Source organism: Thermanaerothrix sp. (genome assembly GCF_056331585.1).
The window spans coordinates 111416-134905 of record NZ_JBWGPQ010000002.1; the positions used below are offsets into that span (position 1 = coordinate 111416).

The 23490-nt window shown below is 53.5% G+C and carries 23 protein-coding genes; 22 read left to right on the top strand and 1 reads right to left on the bottom strand.

Annotation, left to right across the window (positions count from 1 at the left end):
- Positions 1–101 precede the first annotated feature (101 nt).
- A complete protein-coding gene (gene hisS, locus AC01YT_RS01450) occupies positions 102–1376 on the bottom strand; it encodes a histidine--tRNA ligase (protein WP_476672380.1) in 1275 nt (424 codons plus the stop codon).
- A gap of 205 nt (positions 1377–1581) precedes the next feature.
- On the opposite strand from hisS, the gene AC01YT_RS01455 reads away from it, so the two are divergent.
- The 22 genes from AC01YT_RS01455 (at position 1582) to hypD (ending at position 23473) form a co-directional block, all read left to right on the top strand.
- On the top strand, positions 1582–1944 hold the full coding sequence (locus AC01YT_RS01455) for a DRTGG domain-containing protein (protein ID WP_476672381.1): 363 nt from the start codon (positions 1582–1584) through the stop codon (positions 1942–1944).
- Positions 1945–1990: 46 nt separating this feature from the next.
- Entirely contained in the window at positions 1991–2986 is a 996-nt protein-coding gene (locus AC01YT_RS01460; protein ID WP_476672382.1) for a CBS domain-containing protein, read from the top strand.
- A 27-nt stretch (positions 2987–3013) separates the two neighbouring features.
- Positions 3014–3370: a DRTGG domain-containing protein gene (locus AC01YT_RS01465; protein WP_476672383.1), complete on the top strand. Its 357-nt coding sequence runs from the start codon at positions 3014–3016 to the stop codon at positions 3368–3370.
- Between the two features lie 19 nt (positions 3371–3389).
- Complete coding sequence (locus AC01YT_RS01470) at positions 3390–4160, top strand: PHP domain-containing protein (RefSeq protein ID WP_476672384.1); 771 nt, start codon at positions 3390–3392, stop codon at positions 4158–4160.
- A gap of 139 nt (positions 4161–4299) precedes the next feature.
- On the top strand, positions 4300–4818 hold the full coding sequence (locus AC01YT_RS01475; RefSeq protein WP_476672385.1) for an NADH-quinone oxidoreductase subunit NuoE family protein: 519 nt from the start codon (positions 4300–4302) through the stop codon (positions 4816–4818).
- A gap of 15 nt (positions 4819–4833) precedes the next feature.
- Complete coding sequence (locus AC01YT_RS01480) at positions 4834–5409, top strand: ATP-binding protein (protein ID WP_476672386.1); 576 nt, start codon at positions 4834–4836, stop codon at positions 5407–5409.
- 2 nt (positions 5410–5411) lie between these two features.
- Positions 5412–5780 (top strand): (2Fe-2S) ferredoxin domain-containing protein, encoded by a 369-nt coding sequence (locus AC01YT_RS01485; protein WP_315624145.1) that lies wholly within the window; start codon positions 5412–5414, stop codon positions 5778–5780.
- Positions 5781–5823: 43 nt separating this feature from the next.
- Positions 5824–7605, top strand: coding sequence for an NADH-quinone oxidoreductase subunit NuoF (gene nuoF / locus AC01YT_RS01490; RefSeq protein ID WP_476672387.1), 1782 nt, complete (start codon positions 5824–5826; stop codon positions 7603–7605).
- A gap of 30 nt (positions 7606–7635) precedes the next feature.
- Complete coding sequence (gene nuoE / locus AC01YT_RS01495) at positions 7636–8121, top strand: NADH-quinone oxidoreductase subunit NuoE (protein ID WP_476672388.1); 486 nt, start codon at positions 7636–7638, stop codon at positions 8119–8121.
- 19 nt (positions 8122–8140) lie between these two features.
- The gene (nuoF, locus tag AC01YT_RS01500; RefSeq protein WP_476672389.1) at positions 8141–9772 is read left to right on the top strand and encodes an NADH-quinone oxidoreductase subunit NuoF; all 1632 of its coding nucleotides are present in this window, start codon (positions 8141–8143) and stop codon (positions 9770–9772) included.
- Positions 9773–9814: 42 nt separating this feature from the next.
- Positions 9815–10687 (top strand): formate transporter FocA, encoded by an 873-nt coding sequence (gene focA / locus AC01YT_RS01505; protein ID WP_315624149.1) that lies wholly within the window; start codon positions 9815–9817, stop codon positions 10685–10687.
- A 27-nt stretch (positions 10688–10714) separates the two neighbouring features.
- A complete protein-coding gene (gene fdhF, locus AC01YT_RS01510) occupies positions 10715–13498 on the top strand; it encodes a formate dehydrogenase subunit alpha (protein ID WP_476672503.1) in 2784 nt (927 codons plus the stop codon).
- 38 nt (positions 13499–13536) lie between these two features.
- Complete coding sequence (locus AC01YT_RS01515; RefSeq protein WP_476672391.1) at positions 13537–15492, top strand: molybdopterin-dependent oxidoreductase; 1956 nt, start codon at positions 13537–13539, stop codon at positions 15490–15492.
- A 32-nt stretch (positions 15493–15524) separates the two neighbouring features.
- The gene (locus AC01YT_RS01520; protein WP_476672393.1) at positions 15525–16067 is read left to right on the top strand and encodes an NADH-quinone oxidoreductase subunit B family protein; all 543 of its coding nucleotides are present in this window, start codon (positions 15525–15527) and stop codon (positions 16065–16067) included.
- 34 nt (positions 16068–16101) lie between these two features.
- Positions 16102–17544 (top strand): Ni/Fe hydrogenase subunit alpha, encoded by a 1443-nt coding sequence (locus tag AC01YT_RS01525; protein ID WP_476672395.1) that lies wholly within the window; start codon positions 16102–16104, stop codon positions 17542–17544.
- Complete coding sequence (locus AC01YT_RS01530; RefSeq protein WP_476672397.1) at positions 17537–18106, top strand: hypothetical protein; 570 nt, start codon at positions 17537–17539, stop codon at positions 18104–18106. The genes AC01YT_RS01525 and AC01YT_RS01530 overlap by 8 nt, the downstream gene beginning before the upstream one ends.
- A gap of 115 nt (positions 18107–18221) precedes the next feature.
- Positions 18222–18704, top strand: a complete 483-nt coding sequence (locus tag AC01YT_RS01535; RefSeq protein ID WP_476672399.1) for a cyclic nucleotide-binding domain-containing protein — start codon at positions 18222–18224, stop codon at positions 18702–18704.
- A gap of 32 nt (positions 18705–18736) precedes the next feature.
- Positions 18737–19081 (top strand): hydrogenase maturation nickel metallochaperone HypA, encoded by a 345-nt coding sequence (gene hypA, locus AC01YT_RS01540; protein WP_476672401.1) that lies wholly within the window; start codon positions 18737–18739, stop codon positions 19079–19081.
- Positions 19082–19106: 25 nt separating this feature from the next.
- Positions 19107–19772 carry a hydrogenase nickel incorporation protein HypB gene (gene hypB, locus AC01YT_RS01545; protein ID WP_476672403.1) on the top strand — a complete coding sequence of 222 codons (666 nt, stop codon included), beginning with the start codon at positions 19107–19109 and terminating at the stop codon, positions 19770–19772.
- On the top strand, positions 19733–22096 hold the full coding sequence (gene hypF, locus AC01YT_RS01550) for a carbamoyltransferase HypF (RefSeq protein ID WP_476672405.1): 2364 nt from the start codon (positions 19733–19735) through the stop codon (positions 22094–22096). The genes hypB and hypF overlap by 40 nt, the downstream gene beginning before the upstream one ends.
- Before the next feature lie 2 nt (positions 22097–22098).
- Positions 22099–22338, top strand: coding sequence for a HypC/HybG/HupF family hydrogenase formation chaperone (locus tag AC01YT_RS01555; RefSeq protein WP_476672407.1), 240 nt, complete (start codon positions 22099–22101; stop codon positions 22336–22338).
- A gap of 16 nt (positions 22339–22354) precedes the next feature.
- Positions 22355–23473, top strand: coding sequence for a hydrogenase formation protein HypD (hypD, locus tag AC01YT_RS01560; protein ID WP_476672409.1), 1119 nt, complete (start codon positions 22355–22357; stop codon positions 23471–23473).
- Positions 23474–23490 lie beyond the last annotated feature (17 nt).

Sequence of the window (23490 nt, forward strand, 5' to 3'; positions counted from 1 at the left end):
CTTAACGCAACAAATCATCACCCCAGTCCGGGGTGTTAGCGAGGATGATTTTATATGGGTTAGAGCGATTGGTCAAGGGAAAACCCAACCCACGCATCTCTTTATCCCACCGAAGCCTGGGCGTTCACCGTGGCTACGACCTCGTTCAACGAAAGCAAGGTCTGAGTTCCGGTTTTCAGGTCCTTTAGCGCCACCTTGTTCTGTGCCAATTCATCAGGACCCGCAATCACCACATAGCGAATGCCAGCACGGTGGGCATACCGCATTTGTTTGTCAAGTTTGACCGCCTCGGTATAGCCGATCACGCGCAACCCGGCCTCACGCAAAGCCTGACTGATCTCCAAGGACTTAAGCAGGTGTTCGTTATCGAACACCGTTACCAAAACGTCTGCCGGGGCCGGATTCCAGGGTAGGAGCAAGCCATATTTTTCGAGAATCAGCGTGATCATGACATCCCCCATAGCAAAACCAACCCCCGGCAACGGTTCACCTCCCACATCCGCAACCAGGTTGTCATAGTGGCCACCCCCTAAAATGGCGCGGCCTTCTTTATCCATGTCACGCCCTTCGAACACCGTGCCGGTGTAATACTCCAAACCGCGAATGATTTGAGCATCAAAATGGACATACTCTGCCGCGCCATAAGCCACCAACGCCGCAAACACCCTCTGTAACGAAGAAGACTCACGCCACAACTCTCTATCATCCAGAACTCGCTTAAGATCATCTAATTGAGCTGCTCGTATGCCCAAAGAAAGGGCATATTCCTCCCAAGCCCCAGCAGTCATCTTGTCACGCCGATCAATTAAACGAAAAACCTCACGATGGCGCTCAGGCTCAATCCCTAGACCGTTTAACAGGTTTTCCATTAAATGGCGATCATTGACGAAGATTCCCACCTGATTGGGGGTCAATCCTACCCGGCGGAAGAACGCCACACAAAGCGCAATTAATTCCGCATCACTTTCGGGAGAGTTTGCCCCGATCAAATCGGCGTTCCACTGGAAAAATTCCCGCGTTCGCCCTTTCTGCGGTCGCTCATAGCGCCAGAAGGGACCAAACGACCACCACCGCAAGGGATAAACCAATTGTTTCTGGCGCTGTGCCACCATCCGGGCCAGCGTAGGCGTTAACTCTGGGCGCAAGGTAATCAGTTCACCCCCGCGATCTGGAAACACAAAAGCCTGTTCCTTGACCAGTTCCTCGCCTGATTTTGCGGCATAGAGTTCCAGCCGCTCCAGGAAAGGCCCATCATATTCTTGATAACCGAACGAAGCCGAAACTTCTCCAATAACCCGATACAGCCAGGCGCGTATCGCCATAGCCTCAGGATAGAAATCTCGGGTACCTTTGACCGCTGAAACTACCGTTCCCATGACGTTAACCCTTCTTGCACAAATTCGTGTGTCTCGAATTTTAGCATACTCTGCGCTTTTCCTCTCCCTTCCCATTGTGATAACCTGACAAGAGTCCCTTTTTACCAGCTCGATGATACAATGTTATTGATTGCAACCTGTGTGTTTGAAATCATTGAGCCTGTTTGTGAAAATAATCCCAAGATGAAACAAAGAGGCACGAGCCATGGAACTCAAGCAAGTGATTGAAATCCTGAACGGAAACGTATTAACGCCCTCAGCCAATCTTAGCCGTCAGGTCAAAGGTGGGGTCGGGGCCGACTTGATGAGCGACGTTCTTTCTTCAACCCAGCCCGAAGCCGTTCTACTCACCGGGCTGTGTAACCCCCAGGTCGTTCGGACAGCAGTTATGGCGGACGTCACTGCCATCGTTCTTGTGCGCGGCAAACGTCCTCCCGCGGAGACCTTACAATTAGCCGAGAGCGAAGGGGTGCCCATCATTTCGACCCGTTATGGCATGTTTGAGGCTTGTGGCCGTCTCTTCCAAGCCGGATTACCCTGCCTGGAGCGTCCGGTCAACAGTGAATAGGATGGATATCTTCATTATCGCAAATAATGGTGATTGAGTTAAAAGTATGAACGAGAGTTTACTTTCGGCCTCCCGCGTGATCACCGACAAAGTCGCAGAGAACATTAGCCGCGTCGAGGAACTGGCTTATGAAATCCGGGTGCGCGAGGTAATGACCAGTCAGGTCATCACCATGCAACCCGATGATACGATGCAAACCGTTCTTGAAACGTTTCGACAGGCACGCATTTCAGGGGCACCCGTGCTGGAGGATGGCAATCTAATCGGCTTGGTCAGCATCGAAGACCTCATCCGCTGTCTTCTCAAACAGGATTTGGCCGCACCGGTTCGGCAATACATGACCTTTAACCCTGTAGTGGTTAAAGGGGATGACTCGGTCATTGAAGCCCTGAAAGTGTTTGTCAGTAAAAAATTTGGGCGTCTCCCGGTCGTAGATAACACTGGTCATCTGATCGGCATTCTTACCAAAGGCGATATCACTCGCGGTTTATTACGCGCCCTAGAGCGCGATTATCAATCGGAAGAGGTCCGCCGTTACCGTGCCAGTCACCTGTTCGAGGATATCGAATCCGAACGCACCAGCCTGATCTTACGCTATAACATCAAACAGGGCGATTTCGAGCATGGTGGGGAAGCCTCCGCCAAGATCAAACGCGCACTTCTCCGTTTAGGCGCTTCGCCTCAAATTGCTCGCCGCTGCGGGATTGCCGTTTACGAAGCCGAGATGAATCTCATCATTCACACCACTGAGGGAGGAGTCATCCGCGCCGAGATTGAACCACACCAGATTTCAATTGATGTCTATGACTATGGTCCCGGGATTCGCGATGTGGAACTGGCCATGCAGCCCGGTTATTCAACCGCGAGCGAAAAGGTGCGTGAGATGGGCTTCGGCGCCGGCATGGGACTGGTCAACATCAAGCGGTGCGTGGACTGGATGAAACTCGAATCGGAATGGGGCAAGGGAACGCGCTTAAGGATGAAAATCTACCTGCCACCACCGCATACTCATAAGGAGGAAGAGAATCCCTCTGGCCAATGATATCCGTAACCACGTAAGGAGGTTTGAATGCATCTAAAACAAATCGTGGATGCGCTCCATCTTAAGATCTTGACCCAACCAATCGGCTTAGAAGAAATCGAGCCCACCGGAGGCTATGCCTCAGATCTGCTCTCCTGTGTGATGAGTGGCGCACAGCGTGGCAATGTGTGGGTTACCCTTCAATCGCACTTGAACATTGTTGCGGTGGCGGCTCTGTTGGATTTGGCGGCCATCATCATTACCGAAGGTGCCCAACCCGATCCGGCTACTCTGGAAAAGGCTGAACAAGAGGGTGTCGTCCTCCTCTCAACTCCTCTCCCCACCTACACAGTGGTCGGGAAACTGTGGGAATTGGGGATTCGTAACCCAGAAACCACTCCCTGACGAATTGGAGCTGGGTGCGTTGGCCACGTTTCGCGCTGACCTGCATGTGCATACAGTGCTCTCGCCGTGTGCCGAGATAGAAATGATCCCTCCTCTCATTGTCGCCGAGGCGTTAGAGCGTGGTATTACGCTAATCGCTATTACCGACCATAACGGAACCGCCAACATCGGCGCCGTGCAAGAAGCCGCCGCAGGCAGCGGGTTGACGGTCCTACCTGGCATGGAGTTACAAACCCGTGAGGATATTCACGTCCTATGCCTATTTGATACGCTCGAGCAGGCTCAAGCCTGGCAAACCCTGGTGGATCAGGCCCTGCCTCCTCTGAAGAACCAACCTGAACATTTTGGCGATCAACTAATCGTAGATAAAGAAGGCGATTTTATTGCCCGTGAGGAGCGTTTGCTACTGGTGGCCACTTCCTTTTCATTCGAGGAAGCCTGGCAAAGGGTCACAGAATTGGGCGGTCTCTTCATCCCCGCTCATGTGGATCGTAAAACCTTCGGTCTTATTGAGACCCTGGGATTCGTTCCCACCACGCTGCCCATCGAAGCCCTCGAAATTTCACGTCATCTTAAACCCCACCAAATCCCTTCGCGTTTGCCTCAAATCAGCGGCTTTCCCCTCATTCAAAGTGGTGATGTACACCGCCTGGAAGAGTTTCTGGGGAGCACGTTTTTTGAGATCGAATCCCCGACCATTAACGAGATCCGTATGGCACTGCAGGGAAAGAAAGGGCGTTCCTGTCGTATCCTTTCCACCGCTACCGTTCCCGGCGGGACGGATTGTTAATTTTTTCACATTATTACACCTTTCATGATAAGATAATGACATTTGGTAATTCTGATCAGGGGGGAAACTCGGTAAACTCATCACAGTAGAGGAAAATTTTTAAGGTTTTTTATATCCGATTTGTCTATTGGAGTTTCCCATGAGCCTGCCAATCGCAGAGAAAACCAAAATTCCACCCAACGATCCACTCGCCGACCCGGAAAAGAAACACTTGATTGACGAGATCCTTGAAAAGAACAAGGATCTCCCGGGGGCATTGATGGTGATCTTAAATGAATTACAATCCCGCATTGGCTATATTTCGAACCCCATGCAACAATATGTAGCCGACGCCTTGCATATTCCAGTCAGCAAGGTGCATGGCGTAGTAACGTTCTACTCCTTTTTCACCACCACCCCACGCGGTCGGCACACTATTAAATTCTGCATGGGTACAGCCTGTTATGTCGGCGGCACGCCCCAATTGATCGAAAAAGCTAAATCCCTCCTGGGGATTGAACCGGGCCAAACCACACCGGACGGCAACATCACGCTTGAGTTGTGCCGCTGTGTGGGTGCCTGCAGTCAAGCCCCGGTAGTCGTGGTGGATGAGCAAATCGTGGGACGAGTGCGCCCAAACAAATTCCCGCAAATTCTGCGCCCGTTGCAATCGCAGTAAATTCTGTCAACTACTATGAAAGAACTTGCGCTACACCTCCTGGATATTGCTGAAAACAGCCTGGCGGCCGGGGCATCCCATATCACCATCAAGGTGATTGAGGACACCCAGAACGACCGCCTGACCATGGAGGTGCGTGATGATGGCAGAGGTATGGATGCCGAAATGGTTGCCCGCGTCGTAGACCCCTTTGTAACCTCGCGCACAACCCGCAAGGTAGGCTTGGGAATCCCCCTGCTTAAAGCCGCCGCCGAGGCTTGCAATGGTTATTTGACCATTGAGTCTGAGGTAGGAAAAGGCACTTGCGTGCGCGTGGTTTTTCAACGCAGTCACATTGACCGCATGCCGTTGGGAGACCTGGCCAGCACCTTCCTCACCCTTCTGGTGGGCAATCCTCACGTCAATTGGACGTTTATTTATCAGGTGGACGAGCGTGTATACACATTCGAGAGCGCACCCGTGCTTGAAGTATTGCAAGGGATGCCTTTGACCGAACCGACGGTCTTATCCTACCTCCATCATGAATTAGAAGAAGGTATCCGCCAAGTTCAGAAACCCGTAACCCTGGAAAAAGCCTCTCAAGGAGTTTAACCATGCCTACGATCAAAAGTTTGGACGATCTAAAGCGCATTCGAGAAGAAGCCCTGGCCAAGCGGAAAGCCAAAACCACCTCCGGACAGGTCCAGATCACGGTGGCGATGGGAACGTGCGGTATCGCCGCCGGTGCCCGCGACACCATGAAAGCCATCCTCGAAACCATCGCGGAGAAAAACCTGGAAGGGATCATCGTAACCCAAACCGGCTGTATCGGCTTGTGCGAACGCGAGCCCATCGTGCAGGTTACGGTTGGGGACCAACCCAAGGTAACTTATGGAAAAGTGACTCCCGAGGTGGCACGCCGCATCCTGGAAGAACACGTGCTAAAGGGACAAGTCGTACAAGAGCACGTCGTTCCGCTCTAAACCACAGGTTTCCAGACACCTTAGCGAAGGTATAGGTTGCGATATGAAATACTACCGGTCACACGTTTTGGTCTGTGTAGATCCTGATTGCTTAAGTCGAGGGGCTCATGATATAGAAGACGCCCTCCAAGATGAACTGGTCGCCCAAGGGTTGATTGATGAGGTACAGGTACTGGAGACCTCACGCATTGGAGCCTGTAGTGAGGGACCCGAATTGATGGTTTACCCTGAAGGCGTCCATTATGTCGGCCTCTCGGTAGATGACATTCCCTACTTGGTGGAAGAACACTTCCTCAAGGGGCGGGTCGTTCAAAAATTCCTCTACACCAAGCCCAAATTTGTGGATGAGGAACTGAGTGCCCCTACCCCTAAGGAGGTGCGGGTTGTTCTGCGCAACTGCGGCAAGATTGACCCCCAGAACATTGAGGACTACATCGCCGAAGATGGCTACCAGGCGCTGGCAAAAGTGCTCACCGAAATGACCCCGGAGCAGGTTATTGAGGAGATCAAACGCTCGGGGTTGCGAGGTCGTGGCGGTGCCGGTTTCCCCACCGGACGCAAGTGGGAACTCACCCGCGCCGCAAAAGGCGAACCCAAGTACATTATCTGCAACGCCGACGAGGGTGACCCCGGCGCTTTTATGAATCGCCGCGTGCTCGAGGGCGATCCGCATTCGGTTATCGAGGGTATGATCATTGCCGCATATGCCATCGGTGCCTCGCAAGGTTATATCTACTGCCGCGCCGAATATCCGTTGGCCGTCTCAACCCTCAATATTGCCATCCAGCAAGCGCGCAATTTCGGCCTGTTGGGTAAAAACATCCTCGGCACCGATTTCTCATTTGACCTGGAGGTGCGTCAAGGTGCCGGTGCCTTCGTCTGCGGTGAGGAAACTGCCTTGATCGCCTCGATCGAAGGGCGGCGGGGCGAACCACGTCCGCGCCCGCCTTTCCCGGCTCAAAGCGGTCTCTGGGGCAAACCCACCAACATCAACAATGTGGAAACGTATGCGAACGTGCCTCAAATTATTCTCAAAGGCGCCGATTGGTTTGCCAGCATGGGCACCGAAAAGAGCAAGGGCACCAAGACCTTTGCCCTTGCCGGTGATCTCAACCACACCGGTTTAATCGAGGTGCCCTTCGGCATTACCCTGCGCGAGATCGTTTATGACGTGGGGGGCGGGATTCGCGATGACAAGGCATTTAAGGCCATCCAAACCGGCGGCCCAATGGGAGGATGTCTGCCCGCCAGTTATCTGGACTTGCCGGTAGACTACGAATCTCTAACTGCCGCTGGATCCATCATGGGTTCAGGGGGCATGATTGTCATGGATGAAGATACCTGTATGGTGGATATCGCCCGCTTCTTCATGGAATTCACCCAGGATGAGTCCTGCGGTAAATGCACCCCCTGCCGCATCGGTACCCGACGCATTCTGGAGATTCTCACCCGTATCTGCGAAGGCAAAGGACAAGACGGCGATATCGAGACTCTGGAATACCTATGCGAACAGATTCGCACCAATAGCCTCTGTGGCCTGGGTCAAGGCGCGCCTAACCCGGTAGCGAGCACCCTCAAGCACTTCCGCGAAGAATACGAAGCTCATATTTATGAGAAACGCTGTCCGGCCAAAGTCTGCCGTGCCCTGATCCGTTATGAGATTCTGCCTGAAGCCTGCACCGGATGCACCGTATGCGCCCGCAATTGCCCGGTGGGTGCGATTAGCGGGGAGCGCCGCCAGACCCACGTGATTGACCCGGACATCTGCATCCGCTGTGGCATCTGCATGCAGGTCTGTAACTTCAACGCTGTCGTCATTCAGTAACTGTTTTCACCAGCCGGTTGGAGGAGAGGCATGAGACCCCAAAACGACAATGGTAAACGAGAGAAAATTCTGGCCGCGGTAGAAGCCGCCCTGGAACGCTATGGCGCGCGGCGGGAGGAATTGATCCCCATCCTGAGTGACATCAACCGCACCCTGGGTTATCTACCGCCAGAGGCACTGAACGAGGTGTCCAAGCGGCTCAAAGAGCCGCATAGCCAGGTGATGTCAGTCGCCAGTTTTTATCAAATGCTCTCCACCAAACCGCGCGGCAAACACGTCGTGCAGTTCTGCGAAAGCGCTCCCTGCCACGTCGTGGGAGGGCGTGAGGTGTGGGAAGCGCTGCAAGAACACCTGCACCTTGAAGCGGGCGAAACCAGTCCGGACGGACAGTGGACGTTGGTTACCGTTTCCTGCCTGGGATTGTGCAGTGTTGGGCCTGTAATCGTGGTGGATGAAGACGTTTATGGCAACGTAACGCCCGAACGGGTGCCCGAGATTTTAGCCCGTTATCGCTAAGCCGCAAAGGAGGAACGCCATGAAAATGATCCGTTCAATGGTTTTGGTTTCCGGCGATGCTATCAGCCTGGAGCGCGGCGCCGAGCAGGTCTTCCAGGTCCTTCAGAAAGCCGTGCAGGATTTTGGGCTTAGCGATGAGGTCTCAGTTATGATGATCGGCGATGTAGGCCGTCACGACGCCCTCCCCATGGTCATCGTTTACCCCGAGGCTGTGGTGTACGGACCTGTTCGCCCTGAGGACGTGCGCTACCTGGTTGAGGAACATCTTTACAAAGGGCGCGTTGCCACCGATTTACTCGCACCAGTGCGTGAACTCTCCGGGCGCATCGCCTGGGTTGCCGCACGTAAAGGAACACTTCCGGCGGAACAGCGCATTGTTTTACGCCGTGTTGGGCTGATTAACCCCGACGATATTGAAGAATACATCCTCCACGATGGTTACAGCGCATTGGGAAAAGTCCTTACCGAGATGACCCCCAATGAGGTCATTGAAGAGATCAAAAAATCCGGCTTGCGCGGTCGCGGGGGAGCAGGCTTCCCCACCGGTGTTAAATGGTCTTTTGTGGCGCGTGAGAAGTCCGAGAAAAAATTCATCATTTGCAATGCAGATGAAAGCGAACCCGGCACGTTCAAAGATCGCATCATCCTTGAAGGCGATCCTCACAGCATTATTGAGGCGATGGCTATTGCCGGTTATGCGGTGGGAGCGGATGAGGGTTATATCTATGTGCGCGGTGAATATCTCTTAGCCCAGGAACGGCTGCGCCGTGCCATCGAACAAGCCCGTGAAATGGGTTTCTTGGGGAAGAACATCTTTGGTACCAATTTCAATTTTGACATTCATATCCATACCGGTGCAGGAGCCTATATTTGCGGCGAAGAAACCGCGCTGATTGAATCTATCGAGGGCAAGCGTGGACAGCCTCGCTCTCGTCCCCCCTTCCCCACAACCCATGGCTTATGGGGTAAACCCACTGTGGTCAACAACGTCGAGACCCTGGCTAATGTGCCGCCCATTTTGCTCAACGGCGCCGACTGGTACCGGCGCTTTGGCACACCCAGCAGCCCCGGCACTAAAGTTTACACTATTCTGGGTAACGTCAATGCAACCGGCGTCATTGAAGTGCCGATGGGCATCACCCTGCGCGAGGTTATCAACATTTACGCCAAAGGTATGAAAGGTGGCGCTGCGTTCAAACTGGCTCAAACCGGCGGATCTAGTGGATCATTGATCCCCGCCTCACTCCAAGACACGCCCATGGACTTTGATTCCTACGCCAAAGCCGGCGTTGCCTTGGGATCAGGGGCCTTGCTAATCTGTGATGAGAACACCTGCGTTGTGGATTTAGTCAAAGTCTTGATGAACTTCTTCCGCAAAGAGTCCTGTGGCAAGTGCAATCCGTGCCGCATCGGCACCCAGCGGGCTTATGAGATCATGTGTGCTATTGCCGAAGGCCGTGGCAAGATGGAAGACTTGGACCATCTACTTTGGCTAAGTGACAACATGTATCTGCTTTCTAACTGCGGGCTGGGTCAAACTGCCGGCACACCAATCAAAGATATGCTCAAGCATTTCCGCGCCGAGGTCGAAGCTCATATCACGCTTCAGGTCTGCCCTGCCGGAGTTTGTAAAATCAAAGCCTTCGCATAATCCTTTACATCATATCCCAACCTTTAGAGGAGTTTTATCCGTATGTCGATCAATAATGGTTTCACCATTGATGCTCTGATGCCCCCAGAGATGGCACAGAAAGCCGAAGCCATTGGGGTTAAAAAAGCAAATTTAGACTTCTGGTCTATGCTGGCGCTTTCAGTTCTAGCCGGGGCATTTATTGCCTTAGGGGCAATCTTTGCCACCACGGTGAGCGCCGGATCCACCTTGCCTTATGGTGTAACCCGCTTGCTGACCGGCCTCGTCTTCACCTTGGGTCTGATCCTGGTCATCGTCGGTGGCGCTGAACTCTTCACTGGCAACAACCTGATCATTATGGCCTTTACCAGTGGAAAGGTCACCCTAGGCGCCTTGTTGCGTAATTGGATCATCGTTTACATTGGGAATTTCATTGGCTCGGTTGCTACTGCCCTATTGGTCTTTCTCAGCGGGCAGTATAAATTCGGCAACGGTGCGGTTGGCTTAAATGCGCTCAATATTGCCAACGCAAAAGTCAATCTGGAATTTGTGCAAGCGATTGCCTTGGGCATCCTGTGTAACGCGCTGGTCTGTCTGGCCGTTTGGTTATGTTACAGCGCCCGCACCACCACTGATAAAATCCTGAGCATCATCCCGCCTATCTCCGCTTTTGTGGCCGCCGGATTTGAACACAGCATTGCCAACATGTACTTCATCCCTATAGGTCTTTTTATCAAAGAATGGGCACCGGCGTCATTCTGGAAACTGCAGGCTCTGGTTGACGCCGGAAAAACGCTCGAAAGTTATGCCAACCTGACCTGGGGCAACTTCTTCCTGGCCAACTTACTGCCCGTGACCATTGGCAATATCATCGGTGGTGCTTTCATGGTTGGTTTGGTCTATTGGTTCATTTACTTGCGACATCACCGCTCGTGAATTGGTTGGTGTTGAGTTATGGGAGAGGTGAGCATGGTCACGGTAATCATTGACGGAAAAAAGTTAGAGGTACCCGAAGGAATGACGGTACTGGAAGCCGCCGCACAGGCAGGGATTACGATCCCCACCCTGTGTTATCACAAGGATCTCAGCCCTCATGGAGGTTGCCGCCTGTGTGTGGTTGAAGTCAAAGGGGCACGTACCCCCTTGGCTTCCTGCACTCTACCGGTTAGCGATGGCATGGAAGTTACCACCGAGTCCCCGGCCTTACGTGAATCGCGGCGCACCATTTTACAACTTCTGCTCTCGACCTACCATGATGCAGGTTACGCTAGCGAAGATGGTCGTTTCAATGAACTCGAACACTGGGCACGAGCCTATGATCTAGAGCCTGCCTCGCTCATGGCAAAGGCGCCGCGCTATCCGATCAATAGTGATCCTAATCCCTTTGTTTGGGTGGATTTAAATAAGTGCATTCTGTGTGGGCGCTGTATCCGTGCCTGCGCCGAGGTGCAGGGACGCTTCGTATGGGGATTAGCCGAGCGAGGGTATGATACTCGCATTGTGGCCGGGATGGATGAAACCATGCTCGAAGCACGGTGCGAGTCCTGTGGTGCCTGTGTTGCTTACTGCCCCACCGGCGCATTGGATAACAAGCCCTCTGTCGGCGCTGGTGCACCCGGCAAAGTGGTGACCACAACCTGTGCATATTGTGGCGTGGGTTGTCAGTTTGACCTCCACATCAATACCAAAGAAAACCGTATCATCCGCGTTGTCTCCAATCCCAATGCGCCGGTCAATGGCATGCATTTGTGTGTCAAAGGACGTTATGGCTACGACTACATCCATCATCCTGACCGCTTGCTCAAGCCCAAGGTCCGCGCTTACTTGTTAAAGGGTGAAAAACGCCCTGCCAATGGTGATCGCGGCCCTTGGGTCGAGGTGGATTGGGAAACCGCCCTTGACATCGTCGCCCGTAAACTCGCCGAGACTCGTGATACTTACGGCCCGGACAGTGTGGGTATCTTGACCTCAGCAAAGTGCACCAATGAAGAAAATTATCTGATGAACAAGCTGGCACGGCAGGTCATCGGTACCAACAACATTGATCACTGCGCCCGCCTGTGCCACTCCAGCACAGTGGCCGGTTTGGCTATGGCTTACGGCTCCGGTGCAATGAGCAACTCCATGAAGGATGTGGCTGAAAAAGCTGCGGCTATTTTTATCATCGGCTCAAACACCACCGAGCAGCATCCCGTCTTTGGCGCCATGATTCGCCAGGCAGTACTTAAACGTGGCGCCAAGTTGATCGTGGCCGATCCGCGGCGCATTGACATCACCGAGTTTGCCACCCTTCATCTTCAACAGCGGCCCGGGACAGACATTGCTCTTTTGAACGGGCTAATGCACATTATTGTCCAAAACGGCTGGGAAGATAAGACCTTTATTGCCGAACGTACCGAAAATTACGACGCCTTTGTTGAAAATCTGCGCGACTACACTCCCGAAAGAGTTGCCGCAATCACCGGTATACCGGTGGAACAACTTTATCAAGCAGCTGAAATCATGGGTAAATATCACCCCATGGCCGTCATCTGGGCCATGGGAATCACCCAACACATTGTCGGGGTTCAGAACGTGCTAACTTTGGCCAACCTCCAGATGCTCTTGGGCAACATGGGCATCCCCGGCGGTGGGGTAAATCCTCTCCGCGGTCAGAACAATGTTCAGGGCGCCTGTGATATGGGCGGCTTGCCGGATGTCTATCCCGGCTATCAGCGCGTAACTGCTGAAGAGGCACGGCTAAAATTTGAACAGGCATGGGGAGCCTCTCTCTCCGATAAGGTAGGACTGGCTGTCACCGAGATGATCCCAGCGGCGGGTGAAGGCAAGATCAAAGCCATGTATATCCTGGGTGAGAATCCGGTGATGAGCGATCCCGATACCAACCACGTCCGTCATTGCCTGGAGCGCCTGGAATTTTTGGCACTTCAAGAAATCTTTCCCTCTGAAACCTCAGTTTACGCCGATGTTTTGTTACCGGGGGTTTCATTTGCCGAAAAAGATGGCACCTTCACCAACACTGAACGCCGTATTCAGCGCGTACGTCAGGCCATTCGGCCTCTTGGTGATGCGCGCCCTGACTGGATGATCATTTGCGATCTGGCTCAGCGCATTCTGAGCCAAGGCCAACGCAAGGTTAATCCAGAAGCCCCCTTTGCCGACTGGAATTACACCAATACAGCCCAAATTATGGATGAAGTGGCAGCCCTGACACCTATTTACGCCGGTGTTAGCCATGCCCGACTTGAAGCAGGTGAAAGTTTGCAATGGCCGGTGCGTGGCAAAGATCACCCCGGCACGCCCATTCTCCACGTGGGGCAATTCACCCGAGGGAAAGGTAAATTCCATCCCACTGTCCATGTACCGCCGGCAGAGCAACCCGATAAAGATTATCCTATGGTATTGACAACCGGGCGGGTGCTTTACCACTGGCATGGCGGTGAAATGACACGCCGCTCCAAAGGATTGTTAGAGGTTTATGACCGGCCCCTGATTGAGATCAGCCCTGAGGACGCTCAACGCATCGGCCTCAATGGTGTTCGTAAGGTCAAAGTCACCTCGCGTCGCGGTAGCATTGTCGCCGAAGCCTGGGTCACCGATCGCGTGCCGCCTGGTTTGGTCTATGGCAACTTCCACTTCCCCGAAGCTTCGGTTAACGAACTGACCCTCGCCGCGCTAGACCCGATTTCAAAAATTCCCGAGTATAAAGTCGCGGCGGTCAGAGTAGAAGCCTACCACACTACCTAAATCTGCCATAATTTTGCATTCACTAGAAGGGAGCAGGGATGGCCACAATTACAATCAATCAGCAAACCTATGAAGTCCCCGATGGAATCACCGTCTTACAAGCAGCTAGGCAATTAGGGATTTTCATTCCCACCCTATGCGATCATCCTCACCTGACGCCCTATGGAGGATGCCGACTGTGCATGGTGGAGATCGAGGGTTTTCGCACCCTGCAAGCCGCCTGTACTATCCCGGTATCGAACAACATGGTGATCCATACCGAGAGCGAAAAGGTCAAAAAAGCACGCGAATTTGCTCTTTCGCTCATTTTTAGCGAACGCAACCACTTTTGCCCCTACTGCCAGGTTAGCGGAGGGGACTGCGAACTGCAAAACGCGGCCTATCGCTTGGGAATGACCCACTGGCCGCTGCAACCCAATTGGCAACCCTTCCCGGTGGATGCGTCTCATCCTTATATTATCCTTGAACACAACCGCTGCATCCTCTGCCGTCGTTGCATCCGTGCCTGTAATGAACTGGTTGGTGTCAACACCCTTGGTGTGGCGAATCGCGGGGCACGCACGTTCATCATCGCTGATTTCGAAGTACCCTTAGGTGAGAGCACCTGTGTGTCATGCGGCATGTGCGTTCAAGTCTGCCCCACCGGCGCCATGATTGATCGTAAAAGCGCTTATCAAGGGAAAAAATCTGAGGCCAACCATGTGACTACCATTTGCACAGGGTGTAGTCTGGGTTGTGGTCTGGACGTGCTGATCACCGACAACCGTATCTTGAGCATTTACGGTGACTGGGATGCGCCAGTAAATCAGGGTGTCTTGTGCAAAGTGGGACGGTACTACCCACTGGACGATGATCGTCCACGGGTGACCCAACCCCTTGTGCGTAAGAACGGCGAGCTTCAACCGGCAACCTGGGAAGAAGCCTTGGACACCGTTGCTAGCACTCTCAAACGTCATGCCGCCAACAGCCTCGCACTGGCATCCGCCCGTCTGACGGCTGAAGCCCTATATCTCTTCCGCAAGGTATTCACAGAAGGGTTGCAAAGCCCTCTGGCAACCACCTTGAACGGTGATGCTGTGCGACCCTTGGTAGAGGCTTTGGATGATCTTGGCGAGCCTTTTGAAGGAAGTGTTGCAGATTTAGATCGCGCTACTTCCATCTTGGTCATGCAAGCCGATTTAGCCAATAACCATGAAGTTCTGGGATTCATGGTACGGCGCTCTCTCAATCGTGGCACGCACATTGTGATCGCCGATAGCCGGGAAAATCATCTCTCACACCTTGCAGAAGTCACGCTGCGCTTCAAAGAGGGACGCCAGTCAGCGGTTATTGAAGGGCTGATAGCCGCGGTCGCCCGGTTGGGTTTGAACCGCACCGAATATGCTGAAGATGCTGTTGCCAATCTGGCTAATGCAGCTAAGTCAACTGGATTGGCAACAGATGATTTTCTCAAGGCCGCTTACCAGATCACACGCGGCGAAAAGCCAGTCATCGTTTATGATCCCGCCGCGCTCAAAGAGGCAGTCGCCATCAAAGCCCTGGTGCGGTTAGCCAGGATGATTGGGGCAACCTTGATCAGCCCGAAAGGGGAAGCTAACAGCCTGGCCGCGGCGCAACTCGATTTGACTGAGCCTCTGCGCCCAGGCACGTATGAAGTAGCCTTTGTGGCACTGGGGGACGAACTCCCCAGCGAAGCCTTGATCGCCACATTAGAGCGGACACCTTACTTAATCGTCCAAGCCAGCCGTGAATCGAAACTCACCGCCCGCGCCGATGTGGTACTACCGGTCTACACCTGGGCTGAAGAAAGCGGCCATTACCTTAACCTAGAAGGCCGCTTGCAAGAAGCTCATTCGTGCCTATCTGCACCGGAGCGGGCCCAATCCAATGAAACCGCTCTGCGCGCTTTAGCCTCTGCCCTCGGGATTGAGGTGAACGGAGATTGGCGGGCTACACTCACTCAGCGTGTTGCACCAGTCGCCATTGCTGTGTAGGATAATTACTGGTCAAAGTGAAAGGAGATGCCATGAGTAAACCCAAAGTTGCTACCGATTGGCTAGCCGGCTGTGCCGGTTGCCACATGTCGTTTCTGGATATAGACGAACGCATTGTTAATTTGGTCGAATTGGTGGATTTGCGCTCTTCTCCCATCACCGACCTCAAAGAGCCCGACCCCAGCGGTGTGGATGTGGGCGTTCTGGAAGGCGGAATTAACAATACCGCCAACGAAGAAGTTGCCCATAAAATGCGTAAACGTTGCAAGATCCTGGTAGCGCTGGGTGATTGCGCGGTGTTTGGAGGGGTGCCGGCCATGCGTAACTTTTTTAAGATCGAGGATGCCCTGCGCCGCGCCTATATCGAAACGGAAAGCACCGACGCTGATGGCAAAATCCCGGATGACCCCGAACTGGCAAAACCCACCCGAGTTCGTGCTGTGAGCGAGGTCGTAAAAGTGGATGTCTTTGTCCCGGGTTGCCCACCCAATGCAGATATCATTTATTACGTGCTAAGCGAATTGGCACAAGGGCGCATCCCCGTGCTCAAAGATGAGCGTCTCCAATGGCATTAGTGGTAGGGTGCAACAAAACAAGGAGGAAACACCTATGGCTACCGTAACCCCCCAAAAGATCACCATTGAGCCGGTAACGCGCATCGAGGGGCATGCCAAGATCACCATCCGGTTGAATGAAGCAGGCAAAGTTGAACACGCCTATTTGCACATCAATGAATTCCGTGGCTTTGAGAAATTCTGCGAGGGACGCATGGCCTTTGAAATGCCGGTGATCACCCCGCGCATCTGCGGCATTTGCCCGGTCTCGCATCACCTTGCTGCAGCCAAAGCCTGCGATGATCTGTACGGCTGCCCCCCACCCCGACCAGCCCAATTACTGCGCGAACTCATGCACATGGGACAGGTGATCCAAAGCCATGGCATGCACTTCTTTGAATTGGCCGGCCCGGACCTCTTATTGGGTTTTGATGCCGACCCCGCCATCCGCAATGTGGTGGGCCTGATTCAAGCGAACCCTGACCTAGCCCTGCGTGCGGTTCGCCTGCGCAAATTCGGTCAGGAAATTATCCACATTCTGGGCGGTCGGCGCGTCCACCCAGTTTTTGCCGTTCCCGGCGGCGTGAATAAAGCCCTGACCCACAGTGAACGTGACCAGATTCTGGTAGGTCTAGATGATGCCATCGAAACGATCCAACTAGGGTTGAAGATCTTCAAAGATTGGGCCGAAGCCAACCAGGAAGATATCAATCGTTTTGCCGTCTTCTCCACCGGTTATTTCGGTATGGTCAAGCCCGGCAACACGCTTGAACTCTACGATGGTCAATTGCGGCTTATTGACGCTAACGGTCAAGAGTTAGAGCACTTCGATGGGCGGGAGTACCTGAATTACATTGCCGAGCATGTTGAATCCTGGTCTTACTTGAAATTCCCTTACTACAAGAAGATGGGTTGGCCAGCTGGAGTTTACCGCGTTGGGCCGTTGGGGCGGCTCAACGTTGCTGACCGTATAGCCACGCCTTTAGCTGATGCCGCGCTGAAAGAGTTCAAAGCCATTAATAATGGCAAGCCGGTAGAGCAAACGCTCTATTACCACTACGCACGCCTGATCGAAGCCCTCTACGCGGCGGAAAACGTGCGCGTCCTTCTCGATGACCCCGACATCCTCAGCACCGATATCCTTAACACCCGCCAAGAGATCCGTGGTGAAGGAGTCGGGGTGCTCGAAGCCCCGCGGGGCACCCTCTTCCATCACTATTGGGCTAAACCCAACGGCCAACTTGAACGGATCAATCTCATTGTCGCTACTGGCCACAACAACTGGGCCATGAGTGAAGCCGTGGACAATGTTGCTAAGACCTACATCACCGGGCCGGAGATTCGGGAAGGACTACTCAACCGCGTCGAAGCTGCCGTCCGCGCTTATGATCCCTGTCTTTCGTGCTCCACCCACGCCGTGGGGCAAATGCCCATGGTGATTGAAATCCTGGACGCCCAAGGTCAATTGCGGCAAACTCTGGCTCGTCTGCATGAGTGAAAGTTTCGCTTGCTCAGACCTGCCGCTCCCTTCCCTCGACATATGGGGGAAGGAAGCGGTTTCCCTTTCCCCGCGCCTGCTCATCCTGGGCATCGGCAACCCGGATCGCCAGGATGATGGCCTTGCGTGGCATCTCGTTAACCGCCTTGCAACCTCCTGGGGCTATCCAAAGGTGTTAGACATCGGAGAGATCCTTCCCGTGAATGAGGGACTCACTTTATGCACTGATTTGCAACTGAGACCGGAGATGGCCGAAGATCTTGCCGCCTACACGCATGTTTGTTTTGTGGATGCACATACCGGCGCCCTCCCCAATGAAATTTGCTGGCAGGCCTTGCAAGCCGGGTTTCAACCCTCACCGCTGAGTCATCATCTGACCCCTCAGTCCTGCTTAGCCCTGGTTGAGGCGCTATACGGGCGCTCCCCAGCCGGATTCTTGCTTTCTGTGCGCGGGTATGAATTCGGCTTCTCACGCCAATTATCGGAACGAACTCAGAGACTGCTGGATTCTGTGGTGAATCCTTTGCTCCGATGGTTAACACCTTTCCTTCAGCAGGGGTAGGATTTGATGACAATTTGCATCTGCAATGATTACAGAGGTCACTATAACCCCACCCCTGCAAGATGATAAAAACTATACAAGACTCTGGTCTAAACGTTGTTATAGGTGGTAGAACATGGAAGCCAACCTGGTGGCCCTGTTGAAGAGTATCCCATGGTTCATCGAACTCGGCCAGCGCCAGTTAGAAACTCTGGCTAGCCTAGCCCATGAGCGATATTTGGCGCCGGGTGAAGTGCTATTTCAAGAGGGCGATCAACCCGATTTTCTCTACCTCGTGCTGGATGGTCGCGCCAGTGTCGAGATTAGCGTACCTGGCCATGGTTCTGTGCGCATCCTCCAGGCTGAACCTCTGGATATCTTGGGATGGTCGGTTTTGACCCCTGTTGTGCGTCAGCGTACTACTACAGTGCGGGCTCTCACTCCCATGCGATTGCTAGCTCTTGAAGGCAAAGCCTTGCAACAACAGTGTGAGATAGACCCACATCTCGGTTATATTATTACCCGTCGCTTGGCCAATGTTGTGGCCAGTCAGTTGCTGGTCACCCGCCTGCATCTGATGGAAATACTCATGAATTCTTCGCGCGAAGCCATAGGATAAAATGGACTATTACAGGTATAATTTAAGCTCCCATGCACGAGTTACCGGTTACCGAAAGCATTCTTTCTATCGCACTTAAGCATGCCCAGGAAGCAGGGGCTCAGCGTGTCACCGATATCCATATTGTTCTGGGCAAGTTCTCTAGCATCGTGGATGATTCGGTGCAGTTTTACTGGGATCTGATCAGTGCAGGCACCATTTGTGAGGGCGCACGGCTCCATTTTCAACGCCCGACGCCGCGCATGCGCTGTCAGGATTGTCAGCACGAATTTGAAATCAACGACATCCTTCACCCTTGCCCTGTGTGCAATAGTTCTAACCTGACGTTGCTCTCAGGAGACGAATTCTATCTGGAAAGTATCGAAATAGAACGCTAACGTCGACATAGTCATGGAGTAAACAATGGGTAATCCAATTAAAGTGCCAGTGGTCGAAAAACTTTTAGACGCCAACGATCAGGTAGCCGAACTCAACCGCCGCCTACTTGATGAGGCCGGGGTGTTGGCGATTAACATCATGGCATCACCAGGCGCGGGTAAAACCAGTTTGATCCTGCAAACCTTGCGCGCACTGAGTACCGAATTTCGCATTGCCGTGATCGAAGGCGACACCGCTCCGGTTACCATTGATGCAGATAAAGTCAGTGCTTTGGGCATCCCCGCCGTCCAGATTAACACCGGAGGAGATTGCCATCTCGACGCAGTCATGCTGCGCGCCGGATTGGCGCAATTGACGCTCACCGAGTTAGATCTCATCATCGTTGAGAATGTGGGTAACTTGATTTGTCCCGCTACCTTCAAACTCGGGACGCATCGCAACATCCTGGTCGCCAGTATCCCTGAAGGCGACGACAAACCCTATAAATATCCCAACATGTATCGGGGCTTGGATGTTTTGGTCATCAATAAGATTGACTTGTTACCCTATATTGAGTTCAACATGGAGTATTTCCGTCGCGGAGTTGAACTTCTCAACCCGGGACTCCTGACCTTCCCGCTTTCCTGCAAGAGTGGGGAAGGGTTGCAACCATGGTTGGATTGGCTACGCGCCGAGATAACAACGCGCTAAAAATGAGCGTCTCTTCTTATGGGTTATACATCCGAATTCGAGGCATTGTTCAAGGGGTTGGGTTTCGTCCCTTTGTTTACAACCTTGCCACGCGTTATGGGCTAAATGGGTGGGTACGCAATTCTGCCGCAGGCGTAGAAATTGAGATCAGCGGTAACTCAGAGGCTCTACAAGCCTTTGTATCAGAATTGAAAACCAATCCTCCCCCCTTGGCACGCATTGATTCCTTCGAAGCAGTATCTATCCCGCCCAATCACGCAACAACATTCACGATTATCGAAAGTCAAGACGAGAGTCACGAATTTCTTCCGGTCTCGCCGGATATAGCCATCTGCGCGGATTGCCGGCGCGAATTATTCGATCCCCGGGATCGGCGCTATCGTTATCCTTTCATCAATTGCACCAATTGCGGCCCTCGTTTCACCATCATTCGCGCCATCCCCTACGACCGCCCCAATACCACTATGGCTGGGTTCCCCCTCTGCCCAGACTGTGAGGCAGAATACCACGACCCGGGCAACCGCCGTTTTCATGCGCAACCGATTGCCTGCCCCGTGTGTGGTCCACATCTTCAATTTTTGACCCCTCAAGGTGAGACCCTGGCTGAGCGAGAAGATGCACTACAACTCGCGCGCCAATGGCTGGCAGAAGGGCGCATTCTAGCCATAAAGGGATTGGGAGGTTTCCACCTGGCTTGCGATGCAACGCGCGCAGAAAGTGTGCGTGAACTACGGTTACGCAAACAACGGAGTGATAAACCTTTTGCGGTGATGGCGTTTGATGTCAGCACCATTGCTCGCCACACCCACCTGGGTGAAGCAGAACAACAGTGGCTCACCTCTCCCTCTCACCCTATCGTCATCCTAGAACGACTCCCCCGCTCACCGATAGCCGCGGAGGTTGCCCCCGGCCAGCACACCCTGGGTTTCATGCTCCCTTACACGCCCCTGCACCTTCTTTTGCTCGAACCTTCCCCAGGCTTTCCCGAGGTGCTGGTTATGACCAGCGGCAATCTAAGTGAGGAGCCCATTGCCTACCTTGATCATGAGGTTTTTGACCGCTTGGCATCGCTTGCCGATGGCATTTTGACCCATAACCGCCCTATCTACACTCGTGTGGATGATTCGGTGATCCGAATTGTTCATGGCGCTCCCTATTTTCTGCGTCGGGCGCGCGGGTTTGCCCCCGATCCCATTCACCTGCCGCGTGAGGTACCGCCCATCTTAGCCGTAGGTGCCGAACTAAAAAATACTTTTTGCCTAACCCGCAAGCATTACGCGTTCCTCAGCCACCATATTGGGGACTTGCAAAATTACGAGACCCTGCAAGCCTTCGAGGAAGGCATACGGCACTATGAGACGCTGTTCCGCACTCAACCCGAATGGCTGGCAACAGATTTACACCCCGATTATTTAGCCACCCGATACGCTCAAAATAGATCCCAAGTTGAAAGCAAGCCCCTATTGTATGTGCAACACCATCACGCTCACCTAGCGGCTTGCCTGGTTGACAATGGAATCAACGACCCAGATCCAGTGATTGGACTGATTTTTGATGGTACTGGATACGGTAGTGATGGCACAATTTGGGGGGGTGAAGTGTTTATCGGGAGCTACGCAGGGTATCGGCGTTATGCTTATCTCAAACCGGTGCCCCTGCCTGGAGGCGACCGCGCCGTCCATCAGGTCGCCCGTATGGCGCTTGCCCATTTATGGGCGAATGGCTTGCCCTGGGAGGAGGACTTACCGCCCGTGCAGGCTTTATGTGCCGATGAACGTAGTTTGCTCTACGCCATGTTAGAGAAAGGCATCAACACCCCTCTAACATCAAGCATGGGACGGCTCTTTGATGCCGTAGCCGCACTGATCGGGCTGCGATCCACGGTGAATTACGAAGCGCAGGCAGCCATTGAACTGGAACAAGCGGTAGATATGCACGAAGCCGCGGCTTATTCCTTCCGGATAGAATGGCCCTACCTGGACGCGCATCCGCTGTGGGAAGCCCTGCTCAATGACCTGCGCCATGGCATTTCTATCCCTCGTATTGCTGCGCGCTTTCACAACGCCATTGTCACCCTATGCCTTGAAGTTGCCCAGTATATCCGCGATGTCGAGGGCATACGCCGGGTTGCCCTGAGTGGCGGGGTCTGGCAAAATCAAATCTTGCTTCACCGCACGGTTCGGGAACTGCAACAAGCAGGTTTTGAGGTTTTGATCCATCGCCAAGTGCCGACCAATGACGGCGGTCTAGCGCTTGGGCAGGCCATGGTAACCGCAGCGTGGATCGAAGGAAAAAATTATTCCGAATACGAGTTGGGAGGCTAATCATGTGTTTGGGCATTCCAGGTAAAATCGTTAGTATCTATCACCAGGCCGGTCTACGGATGGCAGAAGTAGATTTTGGCGGCGTCTTTCGCGAAGCCTGCATCGAAACTTTGCCCGAAGTCAAAGAAGGAGATTATGTCATTGTTCACGCCGGTTTTGCGCTGAATCGCCTCAGCGAGAGCGAAGCCTTGGAAACCCTGCAACTTCTGCGCGAGATCGGCGCACTGAACGAAGAGTCTTGAAGAGACGGGATCACCTATGCAGGTCTTACAAGAGTTTCGTAACGCCGACGTAGTACATAAACTCGCCGCCGAAATCCGCCGCCGTGTCACCCATCCGTGGGTGCTCATGGAAATTTGCGGCGGTCAAACGCATGCTATCTTACAATATGGCCTGGATCAATTACTCCCCGCAGAGATTGAGTTGGTACACGGCCCGGGCTGCCCAGTCTGTGTCACGCCCTTGGAGTTGATTGATAAAGCCATTGCCATCGCGTCTTTGCCCAACACCATCTTATGCTCTTATGGGGATATGTTGCGCGTCCCCGGTTCACAACGCGACCTCTTTGCCGTGAGAGCCGCTGGTGGGCGGGTGCATGTCGTCTATTCCCCCCTGGATGCTGTGCGCATCGCGCAGGAACATCCGGATCGTCAAGTTGTTTTCTTTGCCATCGGATTTGAGACCACTGCCCCACCCAATGCCATGAGCCTGCTCCAGGCGAAGGCCTTAGGGTTAAAAAACTTTTCCCTTCTGGTCTCACAGGTGCGCGTGCCCCCTGCCATGCACGCGATCCTGAGCGCTCCGACTAATCGTGTCCAGGGCTTCCTCCTGGCGGGCCATGTGTGCACCATCATGGGCTATTGGGAATACGAACCCATCGCTTCCCAATATCGTGTCCCCATGACCGTGACCGGCTTCGAACCAGTCGATCTCCTACAGGGCATCCTTAAAACCATTGAGCAATTGGAAGAAGGGCGAGTTGGGGTAGAAAATGCTTATACCCGCGCCGTTACCCGTGATGGCAACCGTGCCGCTCAGCAGATCATCAACCACGTCTTTGAGCCTTGCGATCGAAATTGGCGAGGTATCGGCCTAATCCCGCAGAGCGGTTGGGGGTTGCGCCCCGAATGGGCTGAGTTTGATGCAGAAAAACGCTTTGATCTTGGCCCGATTAAAACCCAAGAATCCCCCCTCTGCATTGCCGGTCAGATCCTGCAAGGCATCAAAAAACCCCATGAGTGTCCGGCTTTTGCTACGCAATGTACTCCTCAAGCCCCTTTAGGTGCACCAATGGTCTCGGCAGAAGGGGCGTGCGCGGCCTATTATCGCTACGGGCGCGGACTCGAGCAATCTAACCGCGCCACCTCAGAGGGATAGCCATGACCACAACAACC

What these genes read in the sequence shown, in the direction of transcription:
- AC01YT_RS01520 (WP_476672393.1), top strand. Translation starts at nt 15,525, where the DNA reads ATGAGTAAACCCAAAGTTGCTACCGATTGGCTAGCCGGCTGTGCCGGT.
- hypD (WP_476672409.1), top strand. Translation starts at nt 22,355, where the DNA reads ATGCAGGTCTTACAAGAGTTTCGTAACGCCGACGTAGTACATAAACTC.
- nuoE (WP_476672388.1), top strand. Translation starts at nt 7,636, where the DNA reads ATGAGACCCCAAAACGACAATGGTAAACGAGAGAAAATTCTGGCCGCG.
- AC01YT_RS01530 (WP_476672397.1), top strand. Translation starts at nt 17,537, where the DNA reads ATGAGTGAAAGTTTCGCTTGCTCAGACCTGCCGCTCCCTTCCCTCGAC.
- AC01YT_RS01555 (WP_476672407.1), top strand. Translation starts at nt 22,099, where the DNA reads ATGTGTTTGGGCATTCCAGGTAAAATCGTTAGTATCTATCACCAGGCC.
- focA (WP_315624149.1), top strand. Translation starts at nt 9,815, where the DNA reads ATGTCGATCAATAATGGTTTCACCATTGATGCTCTGATGCCCCCAGAG.
- hisS (WP_476672380.1), bottom strand. Translation starts at nt 1,376, where the DNA reads ATGGGAACGGTAGTTTCAGCGGTCAAAGGTACCCGAGATTTCTATCCT.
- AC01YT_RS01480 (WP_476672386.1), top strand. Translation starts at nt 4,834, where the DNA reads ATGAAAGAACTTGCGCTACACCTCCTGGATATTGCTGAAAACAGCCTG.
- AC01YT_RS01515 (WP_476672391.1), top strand. Translation starts at nt 13,537, where the DNA reads ATGGCCACAATTACAATCAATCAGCAAACCTATGAAGTCCCCGATGGA.
- AC01YT_RS01460 (WP_476672382.1), top strand. Translation starts at nt 1,991, where the DNA reads ATGAACGAGAGTTTACTTTCGGCCTCCCGCGTGATCACCGACAAAGTC.
- nuoF (WP_476672387.1), top strand. Translation starts at nt 5,824, where the DNA reads ATGAAATACTACCGGTCACACGTTTTGGTCTGTGTAGATCCTGATTGC.
- AC01YT_RS01475 (WP_476672385.1), top strand. Translation starts at nt 4,300, where the DNA reads ATGAGCCTGCCAATCGCAGAGAAAACCAAAATTCCACCCAACGATCCA.
- AC01YT_RS01465 (WP_476672383.1), top strand. Translation starts at nt 3,014, where the DNA reads ATGCATCTAAAACAAATCGTGGATGCGCTCCATCTTAAGATCTTGACC.
- AC01YT_RS01535 (WP_476672399.1), top strand. Translation starts at nt 18,222, where the DNA reads ATGGAAGCCAACCTGGTGGCCCTGTTGAAGAGTATCCCATGGTTCATC.
- hypA (WP_476672401.1), top strand. Translation starts at nt 18,737, where the DNA reads ATGCACGAGTTACCGGTTACCGAAAGCATTCTTTCTATCGCACTTAAG.
- AC01YT_RS01525 (WP_476672395.1), top strand. Translation starts at nt 16,102, where the DNA reads ATGGCTACCGTAACCCCCCAAAAGATCACCATTGAGCCGGTAACGCGC.
- hypB (WP_476672403.1), top strand. Translation starts at nt 19,107, where the DNA reads ATGGGTAATCCAATTAAAGTGCCAGTGGTCGAAAAACTTTTAGACGCC.
- AC01YT_RS01485 (WP_315624145.1), top strand. Translation starts at nt 5,412, where the DNA reads ATGCCTACGATCAAAAGTTTGGACGATCTAAAGCGCATTCGAGAAGAA.
- AC01YT_RS01455 (WP_476672381.1), top strand. Translation starts at nt 1,582, where the DNA reads ATGGAACTCAAGCAAGTGATTGAAATCCTGAACGGAAACGTATTAACG.
- hypF (WP_476672405.1), top strand. Translation starts at nt 19,733, where the DNA reads ATGGTTGGATTGGCTACGCGCCGAGATAACAACGCGCTAAAAATGAGC.
- nuoF (WP_476672389.1), top strand. Translation starts at nt 8,141, where the DNA reads ATGAAAATGATCCGTTCAATGGTTTTGGTTTCCGGCGATGCTATCAGC.